Genomic DNA, 19,504 nt, shown 5'->3' with positions numbered 1-19,504 from the left:
GCGGCCGGGTTCGCCCCGCTGCGGCGGGGTGTTCGGCGCGGAGGGCAATGCGGTGACACCTTTACTGGAACTGAAGCGAATCAAGAAAAGCTTTCCCGGCGTGAAGGCGCTGGACGGCATCGATCTGGTCATTCAACGCGGCGAGGTGCACGCCCTGCTGGGCGAAAACGGCGCCGGCAAATCGACGCTGGTGAAAATCATGTGCGGCATCTATCAGCCGGACGAGGGCGATATTTTTATCGACGGCGAGCAGAGCCGCTTTAACAACTATCGCCAGGCGATCGAGGCCGGCGTCGGCATTATTTTTCAGGAATTCTCGTTGATTCCGTACATGAGCGCCATCGACAACATCTTCCTCAACCGGGAGATCAGGAACCGCTGGGGCCTGCTGGATCGGCGGGCGATGCGGCGCAAGGCCGAGGCGATCTTCAAGCGGCTGACGGTGGCTATCGATCTCGATTGCCCGGTGGAGCAGCTGAGCGTGGCGCAGCAGCAGTTCGTTGAGATCGCCAAGGCGCTGTCGCTGGAGGCGCGGGTGCTGGTGCTGGATGAACCGACCGCCACGCTGACGCCGGGCGAGGCTGAACACCTGTTCAGCGTGATGAACGATCTGCGGCTGCTGGGCGTCGGCATGGTGTTTATCTCGCACCACCTGGACGAGATCTTCACCATTTGCGATCGCATCACCGTGCTGCGCGACGGCGCCTACATCGAAACGCTGGCGACCGGCGACACCAACGTGGAAGAGCTGGTGCGGCTGATGGTCGGGCGCAAAATCGAGAACGCCTTCCCGGTGAAACAGCACCCGGTCGATACCGCGACGGTGCTGCTGGAGGCGGAGATCCAGCGCGAGAAGCACGGCGCGACCGACCGCTTCCACCTGCACAAGGGCGAGATCCTCGGCTTCGCCGGGCTGGTGGGCTCCGGGCGCACCGAGACCGTCTCGGCGCTGATCGGCGCCAGCCGCTGCCACCGGAAACGCGTCCGCCTCGGCGGCCAACCGGCGGCGCTGCGCTCCCCGGCGCAGGCGCTGGCGCAGGGCATCGGCCTGCTGCCGGAGAGCCGCAAAACCGAGGGCCTGGTGCTGCCGTTTTCGGTGGCGCAGAACATCACCCTCAACCGGCACCACCGGCGCGGCAAGATCTTCGTCAGCGCCCGCAAGGATCGCGACGTGGTGCAGCGGCTGATCCGCGCCGTGGGGGTGAAAACCCCGGACGCCGAGACCGCCGTCAGCACCCTGAGCGGCGGCAACCAGCAGAAGGTGGTGATCGCCCGCTGGCTTAACAATGACTGCAACATCCTGATCTTCGACGAGCCGACGCGCGGCATCGACGTGGGCGCCAAGGCCGAGATCTACCAGCTGATGCAGCAACTGACCCAGCAGGGCATCTCCATCATCATGATTTCTTCCGAACTGCCGGAGATCATCGGCGTGTGCGACCGCGTGCTGGTGTTTCGCGGCGGCCACATCGTCGCCGAGCTGACCGGCGACGACATCGAATCCAACCACATCATGCTTCACGCGACCGGGAGTGCCTTATGATCGGAATTGAACAACCCGCCGTGGCGCGCCGCGCCGCCGGCCCCAGCCTCGGCAAGCGCTGGGAAAAACTGCTGCATCACCCTGCGGTCTTGCCGTTTATCGGCTTCGTTGTCCTGTTCGTGCTGATGAGCCTGCTGAACGACAGCTTCCTCAGCGTCAACAACCTGACCAACGTGGCGCGCCAGGTGTCTATCAACGCCATCATCGCGGTGGGCATGACCTGCGCCATCCTGACCGGCGGCATCGATCTCTCGGTGGGGCCGGTGATGGCGCTGGCCGGTTCGGTCGCCGCCGGGCTGATGCTGGCGGCGGTGCCCATCCCGCTGGCGATGGTGGCGGCGCTGGCGGTTGGCGCGCTGTTCGGCCTGGCCAATGGCGCCTGCATTGCCTACCTGCGCATGCCGCCGATCATCGTCACCCTGGCGTCGATGGGCATCGCCCGCGGCCTGGCGCTGCTCTATACCGGCGGCTACCCGATCTCCGGCCTGCCCGACGTCTTCTCCTTCTTTGGCCGCGGCACGCTGCTGGGCATCCAGGTGCCGATCCTGATCATGCTCGGCGTGTACGTGCTGGCCTGGCTGATGCTCAACCAGCTGCCGTTCGGCCGCTACGTCTACGCGATGGGCGGCAACGAAGAGGCGGCGCGCCTGAGCGGCATCCGCGTGCCGCGCTACAAGATGCTGGTGTACGTGATCAGCGGCCTGACCGCCGCGCTGGCCGGGCTGGTGCTGACCTCGCGCCTGATGAGCGGGCAGCCCAACGCCGGCGAAGGCTTCGAGCTGGACGCCATCGCCGCGGTGGTGCTGGGCGGGGCGGCGATCTCCGGCGGGCGCGGCGCCATCGTCGGCACGCTGGTGGGGGCGATGATGCTCGGGGTGCTCAACAACGGCCTCAATCTGATGAACGTGTCGCCGTATATCCAGAACGTGGTGAAGGGCGGCATCATCCTGGCCGCCATCTACCTCAGCTCCGTGCGGCGCAAATAGGAGGCGCGATGTCAGTCTTTCTTGGCATAGACGTCGGCGGCACGGTGATCAAGGCCGGGCTGTACCGGGCAAGCGGTGAAGAGCTGGCAGTCGCCGAGCGCGACGGCGCGGCGATTGCTGCCCAGCCGGGCTTCAGCGAACGCAATATGGACGCGCTGTGGGATGACGTTTGCGCGGCGATCCGCCAGGCGCTGCACGCGGCGGGGCTGGCGGCCGGGCAGGTGCGCGGCGTCAGCTTTTCGGCGCACGGCAAAGGGCTGTACGCCATCGACCGCCACGGCAAACCGGTCGGCAACGGCATCCTCTCTTCGGACAACCGCGCGGCGGCCACGGCGGCTGAGCTGCGCCGCGCCGGCGTGGACGCGCAGACCTACCCGCGCAGCCTGCAGCCGCTGTGGCCCAGCCACCCGGCGCTGCTGCTGCGCTGGCTGAAGCAGCGGCAACCGGCGCAGTACGCCGCCGTCGATCGCATCCTGATGGCGCACGACTACCTGCGCTTTCGCCTCACCGGCGAGGCGGCGGCCGAAGTGACCAACATCTCCGGCAGCAACCTGTTTAACCAGCGTAGCGGCGCTTACGATCCGGCGCTGATGGCGGCCTTCGGCATCGAAGAGGCGCAGGAGAAGACCGCGCCAACGATCGGCTCGGCGCAGCTGGCCGGGCGGGTGACGGCCGCTGCAGCGGCGCAGTGCGGCCTGCGAACGGGCACCGCAGTGTACGGCGGCCTGTTCGACGTGGTGGGCGCGGCGCTCAGCTCCGGCGTGGCCGACGATCGCACGCTCAGCGCGGTGGCGGGCACCTGGTCGATCGCCACCTGCGTGACCGAGCGCATCATTCCTGCCGATTACCCCTACGCCTGGGGGCGCTACTGCATCGACGGCCGCTATTTCGTGCACGAAGGCAGCCCGACCTCGGCCGGCAACCTGGCCTGGTTCCTGCGCCAGTTCTGCGCCGACGACCGGCAGCGCTACGCCCAGTTCAACGCCTGGGTGGCCGAGCGCCGCGAGCAGCCGAGCGGGCTGCTGTTCCTGCCTTATCTGTACGGCTCCAACCTCGGCGGCAACACGCCGGGCGGGCTGATCGGCCTGAGCGCCCACCACGAGATGGCGGACGTGGTGCAGGCGATCTACCAGGGCATCGTGTTTTCGCACCTGATCCATCAGGAGCGCATGGTTCAGCTAAACCCGCGCATCGAGCGGGTGCGCATGACCGGCGGGCCGACGCAGTCCGAGGTCTGGATGCAGATGTACGCCGACGCCGGCAACCTGCCGCTCGAGGTGGTGGCAACGCGCCAAAGCGGCTGCCGCGCCGCCGCCCTGTGCGCCGCCGTCGGCGCCGGGGAGTACGCCGGGTTCGCCGAAGCGATCGCCGCCGCGCCGCCCAAATTGCGCTGTTATTATCCCGCGACCGCCGCCCATCGGCGCCTGCGCGCCCAGCAGGCGCGCTATCTGGCGGTCGCCCAGGCTTTGAGTGAGGTGACTGATGCAAACGACTAACGCCGCCTGTCTGGGGCTGTATGAAAAGGCGCTGCCTGCCGATCTGAGCTGGCCGCAGCGGCTGGCCACCGCCGCCGAGCTGGGCTTTGAATTTGTGGAGATGTCTATAGACGAACAGCCGGCGCGCCAGCAGCGGCTGGACTGGGATCGCCGCCAGCGGCTGGCGTTTATCCAGGCGCGGCTCGACAGCGGGGTGACGGTGCCGAGCCTGTGCCTGTCGGCGCACCGGCGCGATCCGTTCGGCAGCGTCGACGCCGCCACCCGTGAGCGGGCGCGGGTGCTGATGAGCAAGGCGCTGGAACTGGCGACGGATCTCGGCATCCGCAACATCCAGCTGGCGGGCTACGACGTCTATTACGAACCCGCCGATCGCCACAGCCGTGCACGCTTTATCGAGGGCATGCAGTGGGCGGCGGCGCAGGCCGCCAGGGCGCAGGTGATGCTGTCGGTGGAGGTGATGGACACGCCGTTCATCAACAGCATCAGCAAATGGCGCGACATCGCCCGCCACGTCAACAGCCCGTGGTTCACGGTGTATCCCGATCTCGGCAACCTCAGCGCCTGGGGCAACGACGTCGCCGCCGAGCTGGCGCTGGGCATCGGCAGCATCACCGCCGTGCACCTCAAAGACACCGTCGCCGTGGGGCCGGGCAGTGCCGGGCAGTTCCGCGACGTGCCGTTCGGCGAAGGCTGCGTGGATTTCGCCCACGCCTTTTCCGTACTCAACGCGCTCGGCTATCGCGGCCCCTACCTGCTGGAGATGTGGGCGCGTGAAGACGGGCAGGATAAGCAACGCATCGCCCAGGCCAAGGCCTGGATCGCACAACAGATGAATGAGGGAGGCATCGCATGCTGAACGAACTCAAGCGGCAGGTGCTGGCCGCCAACCTTAGCCTGCCGGCCTACGGGCTGGTGACCTTTACCTGGGGAAACGTCTCGGCGATCGACCGCCAAAGCGGGCTGGTGGTGATCAAGCCTTCGGGCATCGCCTACGAGGCGATGACGCTGGAAGATCTGGTGGTAGTGGATCTGGAGGGCAAGGTGCGCGAAGGGCACCGCAAGCCTTCATCCGACACCGCCACCCACCTGGCGCTGTACCGCGCCTTCGCCGATATCGGCGGCGTGGTGCACACCCACAGCCGCAACGCCACCATCTGGGCGCAGGCCGGGCAGCCGATCCCGGCGCTGGGCACCACCCACGCCGACTACTTTTATGGCGACATTCCCTGTACCCGGCCGATGAGCGAGGCGGAGATCGCCGGGGATTACGAGGGGGAAACCGGCAAGGTGATTATCGAGACCTTCAATCAGGCGGGGCGCGATCCGCAGCAGGTGCCGGGGGTGTTGGTTTATTCCCACGGCCCGTTCGCCTGGGGCAAGGACGCGGCGGATGCGGTACACAACGCGGTGGTGCTGGAAGAGGTGGCGATCATGGCGATGGCGACGCGCCAGTTGGCGCCGGCCATCGCCCCGATGCAGCCGGAGCTATTGGACAAACATTTTCTGCGCAAGCACGGCAAACACGCCTACTACGGGCAATAGCGCCCGTCAGCGATTCAACAGCGAGCCGGTGAAGAACTCTCTGCGCACCGGCAACTCGCCGCGCGGGCTGTGAATGGCGCTGAACAGCAGCTCCGCGGCGATCTCCCCCAGTTTCTGCGTATCGTGATACACCCCCGGAATGTGCAGGCCGTAAGCGCCGGCGCGCGGCGGCTCGTCTATCGAGAAGAATTTCACCTGCTCATAGAGTCCCATCTCGTGGCAGATGGCGATGGCGCCCAGCGTGATGATGCCGTTCAGGCCGATGATATAATCCGGGCGGTTCTCCGGCTGCGCCAGATAGGCGCGCACCTCGCTTTCCTGCGAGGTGAAATCATAGTCGCCGTTGATGATATGAATCTCACGCCCGCTGCCCTGCAGCGCCGCGACGATGCCGGCGGTGCGCGTTAGCGTAATTTCCGAATCCGCCGGGCCGCCGATAATCAAAAGCTTCTTATCCGGCTGCTCCGCCAGAAAACGCCCAGCCAGCACGCCAATCTCGCGGTTATCGAGGAACACGCCGCTCAGCTGCTGATCGTAAAGATCGCGGTCGATCAGGATCAGTGGCACGCCGTACACCTCGGCCAGCTCGAGATAGGCGGGGCGGTAGCGCTTGTCGTCGCGCACCGCCGACAGCAGGATACCGCGCGCCTTGTAGCCGAACAGCGCCTGAATGGCGCGCATTTCCGCCTCTTCGCTGCCGTCGGTGTCGAACAGCATGATCTGGTAGCCCTGCTGGCGCGCAATGCGTGACACGGTCTTGATCAGGCCGGAATAGAACGGGTTATACATGCTGCTGGTGACGATGCCGATAATCTGGCTGCTGCTGCTTTTCAGCCCCTGCGCGAACGCGTTGGGCACATAGTTCAGCTCTTTGGCGATGGCGTGAATGCGCTCGCGGGTTTCCGGCTTGACCAGCTCGGGCTTATTGAAGGCGCGGGAAACGGTGATATTGGTCACCCTGGCGCGGCGGGCGATATCCACGATAGTGGCATTGGGATTGGCTTTCGACACCGTCTTTCCTTGCGTTATGCCTCAACAGATCCCTTATTGTAGGGAAAGGGCGGGGGCGGTGCTAGGGGGAGTTGGGGGGGATGGTTGGGTGTTTGGAGTGGGAAAGGGAAGACAACGAAATGAAAACGAAATTAATAATTTCATTTATTTATTAATCACGATTTAAATCATTTCATGTGGCTGTATTTTGTTGGCGGTGAGTTTGGCTAGGTGTGTTTCTAGGTCGAAGTTAGGTAAGAATGACTGTTTTGTGTCAGAGCGGAAATTGCGAAAGTAAAGGCACGTCAGAAATCTAAAAGCTCATGGTTCGTCTGGATGGGGCACTTACACTATGACAAACGTAACTTTCGAACGATTCGGCATTAAATGCCGAGCATGATATGTTGAATACGTCAATTTTTAACTATTTTTTGGTTCTGAATGAAGATTTTTTAACTTATCAGTTGCCATCGATAATTGCGTGACGGTAAAATTGAAAAAGTTCATTCTGTGTAATTTTATACCCGAAAGGATTTTTGATGAGAAATTTTTTTACGGAATGTGAAATCGATACTTATAAACCAGTTGAACTGTTTGGGGTAAGTGATGAATCCAAAAAAATATTTAAATTTTGTAATTTAATATGGTCTGATGATTGGGTTGTAAAGAGAGAGATATATAATTTCAATCCAACTATATTACTCCATGGTTCACCTGGAACTGGTAAAACAACATTATTAAAAAATGTAGCAAAACGCCTGAGTGGAGAAGGATTTAAGTATTTTTACATAAGCTTGGAGCTATTTTTAGATAAAGATCTTGGCATGTCTTCGAAAAACTTGAATGAGTTTTTTAAGTATCTGGGGAATTTAGCATTGACGGAAATTAAAATATTTGTTCATTTTGATGATGTAGATTCAGTCTTATGCTCGAGATATATTTCAAATGAGTCTTCTGGAGTAAAACGCTTAGTTAACACCTTTATTAAAGAGATTGATAAAATTGAGTCAATGAATTATAAATACCCTCCTATTATAACAGTAACGACAAATATGTACTCAATGATTGATACAGCTGTAAAACGTAGGTTTTCACTCAAATTCTCAATCGAAAATAATATCACAATATCCGAATTTGAGATGTGGCTTAAACCCATAATATCAGACTTGGGTATGGTAGATGATTTTGATTATTTCTCTTTACATGAAAAAATGAAACAAAAAAAACTAACAAATTATGACGTTTATCTCATTATGCAGAGTGTTTTTTTAGATAAAATAGCTGGCAATAAAATTTCATTCGAAACTATAGCTCAAAGATTCGAATTAACAGAATCTTCAAGTATCGGCTTTGAAAACAGTAAGGCGTCACTTGGCTGCTTATAAATGGGATATTATAATGGTGAAAAAAATAAGTGCAGCTCGTAAAGCAGCTGAATCAACAATTAAGCATGAAGATCTTGTTGATGCAATAGAAAATCTTGGAAAAAAAAATGGACTAGATATAGAGGCTACTGAAGGTAATGATGAGCGAGGTGATATTCGAGTCAATAAAAAAGATCTCAATAAATTAATTTACCTCATTGATTTAAAACTACAAAATAAATAATTAGGAGACACAATGTCTGATGATCAGGATGATTTTATTGAAGTAAAAGTTCATAGGGATGGTGTTGGTACAACTACTGCACGAAAAATAGTAAAACAAGGGGCTAAGGTGGTTGTCTCAGGACATGATATTCAACCTGGTGCGAAGAAAATTTTTGAAGAAAATGAAATCATCTATTTTGAAAATGTAGATGCAGCAGATTTAGACACAGACTCGGAGGTTGAATAATATGGATCTCGATTTCTACAAAGGCTTTGAATATCAAGGCTCGGTAAGTGTTAGCAAGGAGTTATGGAATGATATCTTGGCAATAGATTGTCTTGACAAAGTCACTGATGAAGAATCACTCATCCCTGAGGGATTTGATGGTGCAGGTGAAAAAATATCAAGAATTTCACTCAATAATAAGAAAAATGAATTTCTTCTTGGTTTCTCAAGATTGTTAATAAAATTCACCTCTATCGATAGAACGGAAAAAAGCAGTTCAACTATATCTCATATCTTAAAAATAATGTCATATTTAAATGATGATGAAATAACTCATTTTAGATTAGATGTTTAGATTAAATAGTACTAAATTCATGTAAAAGAACTCAGCGTTTGCTTTAAACGTTGAGTTTGAATTTCTGAGGTAGTGTTTGTACATATTGTTTAAGTCTTGCTTGTGCATCAACTCCCGCTTTTCGCTCACTGCGGACCTCCAGCTAAGTTCGCCATGTCATAACAGGAAAGCCCATTATACACGTGTATAATGGGCTTTCCTGTTATGATTCGTTGGCTTGCTTCCCTTCATTATTAAGTGATGCCATCATTGAGAACCTGTTCCATAGGGAAGCATGACAGCTCTTCGCTCACAGTGGACTTTCTGCTCAATGAATCCGCCCACTCCGTGCCAAGAGCGGACTTAAATTAACTTAAGGAAAACTCAGTACAACGCTAAACAATGAAAATTTTATAAAAATAACTTACTCAGCGCGATCTCTAGATATCAACCTCTATTGTCTATAATATTTTATAAAGCAATTACGCTGAGTGTGATAGCGCTCTAATAATACATTGGAAATGATTTGTCTAGCAGCTTAAATACTGATTGTCATCCAATTAGGATGTTATTATAGGCTTTAGTTGTTGCCTCATAAAGAATTTTGTAGAAACATGCAACAGATGTAGCGTTGCTTATATCATCAGTCTTAGTTTTAGCTGCTGCTAGCCACTCTTCTGCATTTAATTCGTTCTTGATGATTTTCATAAAATCACCTCCCAAATTGTCTCCTTTTTCATGAAAAAGCAACGGATCAGTATAATTCCATTTGTTTCTTGTGCCACTTAAATTCAACCATCTATTCCCACGATTATTGTATTTTGAACCTTTTATTATCTCTCTCATCGTCTTTAGCTCATCCCATTTTTTATTTTTATTTACTAAACTTAAGATCGTACTCTCAAGTTGAAACCAAGCATAGGAATGTGGTTTTTCTTTGTTAGAACTTAAGGAGATAATATTATTTTCCTCATCAATCTCGCCAAGAAATCCACGTTGAGACGAAATTGTATTGTCATTGGTTCGGGAACGTCTATTCAGTTCTGTAATTTGCTCTTCATCAAAGTTTATATTGATTTTGTTAAATATCCGGCCAATATCAATTGCGCAAAAAAAAGCACAATAATAAGCGGTAACAAGTGGCCATACCGGATTGCAGTTTGGGTTGCTATTAATTAACTGGAGAAGGTTTTCGTTCTGTTTAGTACGTCTATAATGCCCCATAGCATAATCATAAAGTAATGATTCATATACTGAATTCCCAGTGGTGTCATTAAAATATATTTTTTCAGAACTTATATTTACTTCAAGAGCCTGATCTCTTATTAGCGTCATTTTCAAACCATCATTTATCGATGGCCTTTCAATATTTATTCCGTCCACACCGGCTTTCTTTAAAAGAAATAATAACCGAGTTTCAATTTCACTAGCAATAATAGAAGATACCTTCCCCATTAGAACAGATTCCTCTTGGATATTTTAAGTTTTACTTCAATATCTAACAGAGCAGAAATATCTTTTTCTAAAGCTGTAATTGCTTGTTCGTTAGTGCCGGAATGCAATTCATAATTAATATTTTGAAGAACATTGAACAAAGATACAAAGGTTTCTTTTTTATAATTAGAACCAACTGTCATTGCCACTGAACATGCCTGTTCAAATACTCTAAATATGGATTGAAAGAAAGTTGCTTGAAATAATTTGTCTTGATTTCCAACTTCAATAAGATTTTCTTTCACACCAAATAGATAATTTTTAATAAGAATGAGTTTATCTTCATATGGCAAATCTTTTAAAGGTGAAATCTGCAACACTCTATCTAAAGCCGCTTGGAAAGGAACGTGTGTAATATATCCCCTGCCTTTTTGTGAGGCGCTCAACCTTCCCAAAAGAGGGGAGTCAGAATTATCACTCAAATCTTCAAATAACTTAAGCCTGATGCCTTCAAGTGAGCCTTCTTCAACAAGATACTTCGTTAATTCAATTCTCAGTGTTTTGGGTACACCTTTTTGATTGGAGTTAATATCAATAAAATATTCAATTTCCTCTTGCCGATTTAATCCCGATAGAATGCACACAGGAATTCTAGTTTTGTTACCTGCACCATAAGCAATGTAACTACCATACAGTCTATGTTGCCCATCAATAACCATGAACAGCCCTTCAGAACCCTCTATAGTTAATTTTTGCAAGCTTTCATCATATTTTATATCATCATTTCTTTGACAGGATAGGATTAAAGCCCCAGGGATGACTTTTCCATCATTAAGATATTTTGCTATTTTACTTGCTCGTGCAGTGTCAAGAGCTCTTTGGAATCCTTGCTCTGCTTTTTCATTGATACGTGAAATTTTACATGTACTCATTAATTCATCCGTAGTTAATGAGGTTAAAAAGAACTTTATATTCCCTTTAGTGAGATCAATAGCTGTGGCTTCAATTATGGTCATACTGTCTCCTATCACTGTATCATTACTGTAATCGAACAAGGGTACCATTCTAACTCATTACTCAACAGGGTTTCTACTAACTCTGCTCATTTAAAAAATCATTTGTCATAAGGGCTGTCTACTTTGCATTACTAACACTCTCCTCAAATTTTATAATTTATTTTAGGGATTTCGGTGACTACGCTTGTGTCCGCTCCTCGCTCAAAGCTGCCGCTCTAAATGTCATCAGTCAAAGCACTCAACTAGTACCAGCAGCGCTGGAGTGCAGGCGATGGGGGGCTCATTGGGTAAAACAGCAATCCCCGCTTAAGAGCGAACGGACCAACAACGCAGGTGATTATCCCCACGATCGACTTCCGGTAACAACACCGCTAATCTAGCAGCGACTTTTCACTCCCCAACCTCCCGCCACAACCCCGGCAACAACCCCAACGTCTCATCAATCAGCGCCCGTCGGTCATTGCCCGGCTTCCAGATGGTCACCATGGTTTGGCTGATCCCCTGGCTGCCTACTTCGGTGCGCAGCGTGTTGACGTTTTTCCACCGTTCCGCATGCATATGTGTCGGCAGGAATCCCCAACCGCAGCCCTGTTCGAGCAGGGCGCGCAGCATCTCCAGTTCGTTGGTGAAGATAGTGTGCCCTGAAATTTGCAGGCGGCGCGCCACGGGTTCGTCAGAATCCGGGTGCATGATTGCCTGCGGCGTGAGCGAGAGCTCCAGCAGCGAGAGCGGCTGTTCCGCGCCGGGGAAAAGCGCTTTGGCTGCGTAAAAATCCATCTCTATCGCCCCTAAGGCGCGCCACTCCATGGTGTCGCCCACGCTGCGATGGCGTGCCTGGCAGATGCCCAGATCGGCCTGGCCGCTTGCCAGCAGCCTTTCTGCCTCGTCGCGCGAGGCGTTAATCAGGCTCAGGCGCGTGTTGCGCTGGGCCATCGCTGCTATCAACGCCTGCAGCAGCGCGCGGGGCGTGAAGGGATCGTAGACCAGCGAGATTTCCTGCGCCGCGCTCTTCGGCACGTCTTTGGCAAATGCCTCAAACGCTTTCACCTGGCGCATCAGCAGGTGCGCCTGGCGCTGCAGCTGTTCGCCTTCCGGCGTCAGGTGCAGGCTGCGCCCCTCGCGCAGGAACAGCGCATAGCCCAGCCCATCCTCGAGAAAATCAATCAAATCGCGCAGCGTCGTGCGGTCTTTGCCCAGCTTGAGCGCGGCTTTCGCCAGGCTGCCGTGCTCGGCCACGGCGGTGAAGGCTTCCAGTTGGGCAAAGGAATAAATCAGGCTTGGCACGCGGCTCTCCCGTCGATTTTGCGGGGGATTTTCCCCCATCAGGCGTTTTTTATTATAGGCCGCGTTTTTTTAAGCTGAACGCCTTCCTGAGCTAAGCGAGAAAAAATATGAAAAGCAAAGTGTTTAACCGCAGCCTGCTGGCGGGCGTTGTCATCAGTCTCTGCAGCGGCCTGTTGGCGCCCGCCGTACTGGCCGCCTGTGCGGGCACCGAACTCAGCGCCTGTCCCGCGCCTTTCGATGCGCAATTGCCGGACACGCACAAGATGCTCACCTGGAGCCAGAGCGATCGGGTGATCGGTTTTCGTAACGACTACCGCAACTATGCGGGGGATGTATTTCACCATGGCAACGCCACGCCGCTGCTTACTGCCGCTAAACAGCTAACCGATGCTAGTTATCGGGTGAATGGCAAAACCTACCACCTGCAGGATTACCTGCAGCGCCAGAACGTCAGCGGCATGCTGGTATTGAAAGACGGCAAAATCGCCTGGAAATACCTGGGGCAGGGTAATACCGACGCTACCCTGTGGACATCGCGCTCCGTGGGCAAATCCGTGGTCGCCACGCTGGTGGGCGTGGCGATTAAACAGGGCAAGATCCACTCACTCGACGATCTCATCACGCAATACGAACCCGATCTGAAAGGCACCGCGTGGGACGGCGTGACCCTCAGGCAGCTGATCACCCACACCTCCGGCGTGGCGTGGAATGAGGATTACACCAACCCGAAATCGGACTTCGCGCAGCTGACCGAGTGTGAAGCCAGGCCCGGCGCCTATGCCTGCGTGCGCAAGCTGGTGGCCGGTTTGCAGCGTGCGCATCCGGCCGGGCAGAACTGGTCTTACTCCTCCGGCGGTGCCTGGCTGCTGGGCGACGTGTTGGAACGCGCCACCGGCATGCCGCTGGCGGCCTATCTTGAGCAAAGCATCTGGCAGCCGTACGGCATGGCCAGCGACGGCGTGTGGCATGCCTACGCCAAAGGCCAGCACGACGTGGGCGCGCACGGGTTCAACGCCACGCTGGAAGACTGGGGGCGCTTCGGTGAGTTCATTCTGCATAACGGGACGTTGCCGAACGGCAAACAGATCTTGCCGGCTGATTGGGTAGCCCAGTCGTCCAACTGGACGCGGGCGGCAGGCTCGGTGTCGGCGGCGCATCCCAACGGCATCTACGGCTACCAATGGTGGAACAACGAAGTGCCGGCGAATGCGGCCAACGTAGAACCCGCTCCGCAGGCATCCCTGAAACATTCCCTGTGGGCGCTGGGGATCTTCGGCCAGATGATTATGGTCAATCGGGCGGAGAATCTGGTGATCGTCCAGTGGTCTACCTGGCCGCAGGCGGAACCTTCTTTCAGTGCCCAACCGCTGGAGGCGTCGCTGATGTTTAGCGCGATAGCGAAGGAACTACGTTAATCCCGCGGAGCGAGAAGGGGCGGATGGCGGTTGCCATTCTGCCTCTGAGCGGCATATTCCATGTCTTCGACGCTGACTTTAAGGGAGTCTCAATTCTTTACAGGTAGAGGAGGCCAGTCTCCACCGTTTTTAATTAATAACTCTTTTATCTTGTTAATTTTCTCTTTATCCTCGGCATCGCCTACCCCTCTATCTATAAAGCGTTGGAGCTGATTGCCCATAGTCCAACCAAACTTACCCTTGATTTTATTATCTGCACCTCTCTCCAGCAGAAGTATAGTATGATCAAACGAACGAGAATCCAGAGAGCTTATTAATATGGTATTCCCCAATGAATCCATTGTATTTATATCCGCACCATAATCCAGCATCACCTTTAACGTTTCAGTGTTTTTCGCGTCTAACGCTTCGAATATAATGGGTTGATTGAATACCTTATCTTTTGCGTTTGGCGATAAACCACCGTCGAGCATGGCCTTGATCCAAATTCCCTTGTCGGCTTTCATGACAAATTCCGCCGGGCTGCTTCCCCCTTCCGGTCTGGGCTGCAACGGGTCTGCGCCAGCTTTAACCAGGTCGGTTATTATTTTCAGCCTTTCCGGCGTATTTTTATCATAGATTGCGTTTAGCACCGACCAAAACAGCAGGGTCATGTCTGCTTTCACCGGTCGATTCAGTTCTTCCTTGCTTATAGAGGGAAGCTTCTCTTTCAGTTTTACTTCATCGCCATCATAAATCAGCTGCGCGATGTCCAGCTGCCGGCCTTCAAAAAAATCCTGTGGCTCATATTCCATGCTTTTGTTGCATCCTTGCACCATGAGAACAGTAAACAGTAGCGCTATTGCCATTATCCACTTGCTCATATTCTCCCCCTGAGAATGGTGACATCCTCGTCTGTCTGGTCTTCAATCCGTTTGATTGCGTGGTCTATAGCGTGTTTATCGAAAACCAGATGCCATCTGACAGCCCCAGTATAATAACCGGCAGCTGTCAGATCTGCGTTGATGAAATTACTGTGTTTCCTTTGCTCCTTTCAAAAGCATGAGCTCGAGTATTTTCTTACACTGTACATTGTATTCTGAGCCATCTTGGCTGTCTTTTATTTGCCGATTCACTGCTGTTAACAGCGAAAGATTGTTTATATTTACCGGGTTAGGATTCGCACCCCGATTGAGCAGTAGGGCCATGTGCTCAAAGGCTGAGCTAAAAAAAGCATCCATTAATAAGGTTTGTTGCAAGGAGTCTCTGATGTTTATATCCGCGCCATAATCCAGCATCACCTTTAATGTTTCAGGGTTTTTGGCTTTGATTGTTTGGAATACAATGGGTTCATTGAATACCTTATCTTTTGCGTTTGGCGGTAAACCGCCGTCGAGCATGGCTTTGACCCAAATCCCCTTGTCGGCTTTCATGACGAATTCCGCCGGGCTGCTTCCTCCCTCTGGTCTGGGCTGCAACGGGTCTGCGCCAGCTTTAACCAGGTCGGTTATTATTTTCAGTCTTTCCGGCGTATTTTTATCATAGATTGCGTTTAGCACCGACCAAAACAGCAGGGTCATGTCTGCTTTCACTGGTCGATTCAGTTCTTCCTTGCTTATTGAAGGAAGCTTCTCATTCAGTTTCACTTCGTCGCCATCATAAATCAGCTGTGCGACTTCCAATTGACGGCCTTCAAAAAAATCCTGTGGTTCATATTCCATGTTTTTGTTGCATCCTTGCATCATGAGAACAGTAAACAGTAACGCCATTGCCATTATCCACTTGCTCATATTCTTCCCCTGATAGTAGCGACATCCTCGTCTTTCTGATCTTCAATCAACTTTATTGTCTGGTCTATACCGTGTTTATCGAGCAGGGTTCCTGTCCCTCCGGCAAGCGTGTGCGGTATGCCAGCGGCATCAGGCACCGCCAGTGATGACCACTCTTTCAAGGTGAAAGGCAATGCTACGCCCCAGGGTTTTTGTAAAGCATCGGGCAGGGCATTTCTTATAAGCTCATAGTCACTTTCGTTATTAACCTCCTGTAACGTGGTTAACAGTTCTCCCTCAACTCGATAGGCCTGTATGTTCTTGGCTGAACCAATCATTTCAGCTCCGTATTTCCCTACAGTTCCATGATGGAGTCCGGCTGCATTAAACGTCCAGGCGGGTTTTCCACTGGTCATTGATGCTGCTGAGGCCATTCCCCCGCCCAATGAATGACCAGAAATATCGACACCGGAGGAGTTCTTTACTTGTAATGCTATTTTAACCGCCTGCTTATAATAATCTGAGTTCGCCCCCATCCCCTGCGCGCCATTATTTATCCAGTCATTCACATTTTTAATTCCTGACAAATCGCCCCTAAGGGCCTTTTTGGCGGCGCTGCCGATTCCCTCCGGGAACTCTGGCGCTCTTGATCCTCTGAACACGACCGTTGGGTTCATCTCTTTACCAAAAACAGTGCTATCAGGTTGATATACCCTTGCCAAAAAATCCGGAGATTCATCCCTGTCGAAGAGCATATTTCTGTTTAGCCCAATTTTACTCAGGGCGGCATTATCGTTACTGATATCTTTCCAACCTTCGGGAACGCCGGGAGTCTCCTTTAGCGGATTCGTGGTCTTGTAGATATTCTCCGCCAGTTTTGCCTTCTCGACGGCGACATTGTTTGCCGCCAGGCGTTCCGAGGCGATTCGGGCATCCGGGTAGATACTCCGTTGCCCGCGGCCAATGAGGTATTTTCGCTCCTGCCAGCGTTGCGCCTTGGTCAAGGGGCCAGACACGACCGACTGTGAGGCTCTTCCACCTTGCGCCGGGATATCCGGGCCAAGGGCCGGTTTGGCCCGCGTGACTTGTGCGGGGAAGACGGATGGGCGCGCCCGGCGGCCGCCATAAGACTTCACGGCCTCTTCGTACCGCTTCACTATCCTGTCCACCGGGTAGTTGGGCTCTTGTCTCCCCTGTGGTATCAGGTAGCCGTCGATGTCGGCGTAAAATGGCCCCATCGTCGCCAACACGCCGGGCCGGGTTTCGACCGCTACGACAACGCCGCTCATCAGGTCGCTCTGCACTCTTGCGCGCAAGTTAGAGCTTATTCCATTTTGCGTAACGCCGACTTCACGGCGGATCCGTTCGCCACCGCGAAAACCAGAAAAAAGCGACAGAATGTCATTGTCCGGCATGTATGAAAGGCCGTGACAGGCGCTGGAAGGGCTGACTATACGGGGGAATTCATCAGGCGAAATAATATCATCGGCGATATACAGCAGTTTCAAACGGGAAAACATAGCGTGTCTCTTCCTTTGCTTGCTGCGTCTTGGCCTGTTCAGGCGGGCGCTCGCACTCCTTGCACTCGATGGCCCCCTGAGGGGCATGTTATCGAACGGCAGTCAGCGGTAGCTAACGGCGCATAGGACACCAGATAAGGGATAATAACGGCTCAGGCCAATTTGTAAAGTGGGCCAAAGGTTAACCGGAAAGTTCTTGTTTTCCAAAGGCTCCTGCGGGTTTTTAACCCCGCCGATCAAACCGATAAACCAGCGCCAACGCCAGCGCCAAAATCAGCAGCGGCGGGGCGAGGGCGGTGAAGGGCGCGTTGAGGGCGAACAGCAACCCCAGATTGAGGACGATCTGGTAAGCGATGTAGGTCAGCAGCCCGATGATGACGCCGAGCGCTAATCGGCTGCCCATGCCGGGCGCGCGCGGGGCGGTGAAGGTAAACGGGATGGCCAGCAAAATCATCGCCAGCACCAGCAGGGGCTGGCCGAGTTTTTTCCACAGCGCCAGGCGGTATTCGGTGCTGGGCTGCCCCGAGCCCTGCAGGTAATCGATATAGCGATCCAGCTGTTGGAGCGAGAAGCTGCCGGCCGGCAGGGTCAGCTCTTTCAGGCTCGGCACGGCGAACAGCGAGCGCCAGAGCAGGCTGTCTTGCCGCGCAATCGTCTCCTTTCTGCCTTGCCAGCTTTTTTGCATCACGTTGTGCAGCAACCAGTTGCCGTCGGCGGCGGTGCTGGCGCTTTCGGCGTAGAGGTAAGATTCCAGCGCGCGGTTGGCCTGATAACGGAAGATCTCAATGCCGTGGGGCTGGTCGTTCTCATCGACGGTCTTTACCGTCACAAACTCGTTGCCGCGCCGCGCCCACAGCGGGTTAACGGTGACGTCGTTATCGTTCGACTGCGCCAGGGCGTTGTTCTTCATCTGCAGCGCGCGTTGCTGCAGCGGCGAGGCCGCCCATTCATCGAGGGCGCCGAGCGAGAGGTTCATCAACAGCCCGGCGGCGAGCATCACCAGCGCGATGCGGAATATCGACATCCCGGCGGAGCGGATCGCCGTCAGTTCCAGGCTTTTAGACAGCTGCCCCAGCCCGACGATGCCGCCGAGCAGCGCGATAAACGGCCCCAGATCGACCAGGCTGCGCGGCAGCGTCATCACGGTCACCAGCAGCGCCTGCTGCCAGCGGTAGCCGCCTGGGGTGACGTCCTCCAGCTCGTTGATCAGCGTAAAGGTGGTGAACAGCGGGATGAGCAGCCCGGCCGCGGCGGCGAAGCCGATGAACACGTTGCGGATCAGGTAGCGGCTAAAAATAGTCATCGGGAGGGTTTCCGCAGCAGAGATAGGTCGCGCGCCAGCAGCAGGGCGATGCCGACAGCCATCGCCAGCGGCACCAGCCAAACGCCGGGGATCGTCGGCAGAGAGCCGTTGGCCACCAGCGTGCGGCAAATGTTGCCGCCATAGAAAATCACGGTAAACAGCACCGTCAGGGGCAGCAGCGCGGCGTAGCGCCCCTGCCGCGGCTTGATGCGGCTAAAGGGGATCGCCAGCAGCACCATCAGCACGGTGGTCAGCCCACGGCTCTCGCGCCATTGCAGTTCGGCGGCGTCGCCCGGATCGGCGGAGCGCGCCAGTTCCGCCGGCGAGGCCGACTTGTGCCGGCTCTCGGCGCTGGGCACGAACGGTTTGAGCGCGATGTCAAAGTTGTCGTAATTCTGGCCGTTGTCGTCGGCACCCTGGCGATCCAGCACATAGGCGGTGCCGGTTTTCAGCCGCACGGCGGGGCTGGCGGGAGAGGCGTCGAGCACTTCCACCGACTGCGCGCGGTACAGGTTGGTGTGATGGCCGCCGCGCACATAAATCAGGGCGTCCGTCAGGTGGTTGGCCGTTTTATCGACGTGATTGGCGAGGATCATGCGGCCGTTGCCGCTGACGTTGAATTTGTCGGCCTGCAGGTGGCTCACGTCCAGCACCGATTGCGACTGTTGCTGCAGCTGATAAATATTGGCGTACGCCCAGGGCCTGCCATACAGCGACAGCAGCGTGACCGCGATCGCCAGCGGCACGGCGAGCAGCAGCACCGCCTTGTACAGCCGCAGCGGGCTGGCGCCGGCGGCCAGCATGGCGGTGATCTCCGCATCGCTGTACATCTGGCTCAGCGCCACCGCCACCGAGACATACAGCGCGACGGGCAATATCATCTCCAGCGCGATCAGCGATTTATAGAAAACCACGTCGGCCACCACCCGCAGCGCCAGCGTGCCGTTGGCGGCGTCGGTCAGGTAGCGCTGGGCGGAGTAGCTGGCGAACATGAAGATCAGAAACCCGGCGATCATCATCACCAGGCGGCGGATCTCAACCGTGATATAGCGTTCAATCAAAGGCATGCGTTATCGGC

General features: G+C 54.3%; 19 protein-coding genes. 10 read left to right on the top strand and 9 right to left on the bottom strand.

The features are described from left to right. The first annotated feature begins 52 nt into the window (after positions 1 to 52). From ACP3TA_RS22340 to araD, 5 genes are read left to right on the top strand one after another with little or no spacing between them, the layout of a single operon-like run. Entirely contained in the window at positions 53 to 1,543 is a 1,491-nt protein-coding gene (locus ACP3TA_RS22340) for an ATP-binding cassette domain-containing protein (protein WP_206196370.1), read from the top strand. After that, positions 1,540 to 2,529, top strand: a complete 990-nt coding sequence (locus ACP3TA_RS22335) for an ABC transporter permease (protein ID WP_122016217.1) — start codon at positions 1,540 to 1,542, stop codon at positions 2,527 to 2,529. The genes ACP3TA_RS22340 and ACP3TA_RS22335 overlap by 4 nt, the downstream gene beginning before the upstream one ends. 8 nt (positions 2,530 to 2,537) lie before the next feature. After that, positions 2,538 to 4,025, top strand: coding sequence for an FGGY-family carbohydrate kinase (locus ACP3TA_RS22330; RefSeq protein ID WP_206196371.1), 1,488 nt, complete (start codon positions 2,538 to 2,540; stop codon positions 4,023 to 4,025). After that, positions 4,012 to 4,881: an L-ribulose-5-phosphate 3-epimerase gene (locus ACP3TA_RS22325; protein WP_206196372.1), complete on the top strand. Its 870-nt coding sequence runs from the start codon at positions 4,012 to 4,014 to the stop codon at positions 4,879 to 4,881. Before ACP3TA_RS22330 ends, ACP3TA_RS22325 begins: the two co-directional genes overlap by 14 nt. Beyond that, a complete protein-coding gene (gene araD, locus ACP3TA_RS22320) occupies positions 4,875 to 5,567 on the top strand; it encodes an L-ribulose-5-phosphate 4-epimerase (RefSeq protein ID WP_033632583.1) in 693 nt (230 codons plus the stop codon). The genes ACP3TA_RS22325 and araD overlap by 7 nt, the downstream gene beginning before the upstream one ends. Positions 5,568 to 5,573: 6 nt before the next feature. On the opposite strand, the gene ACP3TA_RS22315 is transcribed toward araD, so the two are convergent. Continuing rightward, positions 5,574 to 6,578: a LacI family DNA-binding transcriptional regulator gene (locus tag ACP3TA_RS22315; RefSeq protein WP_160125622.1), complete on the bottom strand. Its 1,005-nt coding sequence runs from the start codon at positions 6,576 to 6,578 to the stop codon at positions 5,574 to 5,576. 518 nt (positions 6,579 to 7,096) lie between these two features. Here ACP3TA_RS22315 and ACP3TA_RS22310 point away from each other — a divergent pair. Genes ACP3TA_RS22310 through ACP3TA_RS22295 form a run of 4 tightly spaced genes read left to right on the top strand, consistent with a single transcriptional unit; the run spans position 7,097 to position 8,727 of the window. Then, the gene (locus ACP3TA_RS22310) at positions 7,097 to 7,942 is read left to right on the top strand and encodes an ATP-binding protein (RefSeq protein ID WP_206196373.1); all 846 of its coding nucleotides are present in this window, start codon (positions 7,097 to 7,099) and stop codon (positions 7,940 to 7,942) included. Next, positions 7,929 to 8,165: a hypothetical protein gene (locus ACP3TA_RS22305; protein WP_197824125.1), complete on the top strand. Its 237-nt coding sequence runs from the start codon at positions 7,929 to 7,931 to the stop codon at positions 8,163 to 8,165. The genes ACP3TA_RS22310 and ACP3TA_RS22305 overlap by 14 nt, the downstream gene beginning before the upstream one ends. Positions 8,166 to 8,177: 12 nt before the next feature. Beyond that, positions 8,178 to 8,393: a hypothetical protein gene (locus ACP3TA_RS22300; RefSeq protein ID WP_040265248.1), complete on the top strand. Its 216-nt coding sequence runs from the start codon at positions 8,178 to 8,180 to the stop codon at positions 8,391 to 8,393. Between the two features lies 1 nt (position 8,394). Next, positions 8,395 to 8,727 carry a hypothetical protein gene (locus ACP3TA_RS22295; RefSeq protein WP_197824124.1) on the top strand — a complete coding sequence of 111 codons (333 nt, stop codon included), beginning with the start codon at positions 8,395 to 8,397 and terminating at the stop codon, positions 8,725 to 8,727. A gap of 531 nt (positions 8,728 to 9,258) precedes the next feature. On the opposite strand, the gene ACP3TA_RS22290 is transcribed toward ACP3TA_RS22295, so the two are convergent. The 3 genes from ACP3TA_RS22290 to ACP3TA_RS22280 form a co-directional block, all read right to left on the bottom strand. Beyond that, a complete protein-coding gene (locus ACP3TA_RS22290; RefSeq protein WP_197824123.1) occupies positions 9,259 to 10,161 on the bottom strand; it encodes a hypothetical protein in 903 nt (300 codons plus the stop codon). Then, positions 10,161 to 11,156 (bottom strand): DGQHR domain-containing protein, encoded by a 996-nt coding sequence (locus ACP3TA_RS22285; protein ID WP_206196374.1) that lies wholly within the window; start codon positions 11,154 to 11,156, stop codon positions 10,161 to 10,163. Before ACP3TA_RS22285 ends, ACP3TA_RS22290 begins: the two co-directional genes overlap by 1 nt. A 390-nt stretch (positions 11,157 to 11,546) precedes the next feature. Next, positions 11,547 to 12,440, bottom strand: coding sequence for a LysR family transcriptional regulator (locus ACP3TA_RS22280; RefSeq protein ID WP_426784441.1), 894 nt, complete (start codon positions 12,438 to 12,440; stop codon positions 11,547 to 11,549). Between the two features lie 107 nt (positions 12,441 to 12,547). Here ACP3TA_RS22280 and ACP3TA_RS22275 point away from each other — a divergent pair, with 107 nt between their 5' ends. Further along, complete coding sequence (locus ACP3TA_RS22275; RefSeq protein ID WP_089194961.1) at positions 12,548 to 13,855, top strand: serine hydrolase domain-containing protein; 1,308 nt, start codon at positions 12,548 to 12,550, stop codon at positions 13,853 to 13,855. Positions 13,856 to 13,944: 89 nt separating this feature from the next. On the opposite strand, the gene ACP3TA_RS22270 is transcribed toward ACP3TA_RS22275, so the two are convergent. The 5 genes from ACP3TA_RS22270 to lptF form a co-directional block, all read right to left on the bottom strand. Continuing rightward, complete coding sequence (locus ACP3TA_RS22270; RefSeq protein ID WP_089194960.1) at positions 13,945 to 14,718, bottom strand: ankyrin repeat domain-containing protein; 774 nt, start codon at positions 14,716 to 14,718, stop codon at positions 13,945 to 13,947. A gap of 147 nt (positions 14,719 to 14,865) precedes the next feature. Beyond that, entirely contained in the window at positions 14,866 to 15,624 is a 759-nt protein-coding gene (locus ACP3TA_RS22265; RefSeq protein ID WP_232095102.1) for an ankyrin repeat domain-containing protein, read from the bottom strand. After that, positions 15,621 to 17,123, bottom strand: coding sequence for a phospholipase (locus ACP3TA_RS22260; protein WP_198772641.1), 1,503 nt, complete (start codon positions 17,121 to 17,123; stop codon positions 15,621 to 15,623). Before ACP3TA_RS22260 ends, ACP3TA_RS22265 begins: the two co-directional genes overlap by 4 nt. Positions 17,124 to 17,346: 223 nt before the next feature. Continuing rightward, entirely contained in the window at positions 17,347 to 18,426 is a 1,080-nt protein-coding gene (lptG, locus tag ACP3TA_RS22255; RefSeq protein ID WP_426784440.1) for an LPS export ABC transporter permease LptG, read from the bottom strand. Continuing rightward, positions 18,423 to 19,493: an LPS export ABC transporter permease LptF gene (gene lptF / locus ACP3TA_RS22250; protein WP_046687455.1), complete on the bottom strand. Its 1,071-nt coding sequence runs from the start codon at positions 19,491 to 19,493 to the stop codon at positions 18,423 to 18,425. Before lptF ends, lptG begins: the two co-directional genes overlap by 4 nt. Between the last annotated feature and the right edge of the window lie 11 nt (positions 19,494 to 19,504).

This window comes from Serratia sp. 2C06 (assembly GCF_050037615.1).
GTDB lineage: Bacteria > Pseudomonadota > Gammaproteobacteria > Enterobacterales > Enterobacteriaceae > Serratia > Serratia ureilytica.
This window is presented reverse-complemented; position numbering and strand designations above follow the sequence as displayed.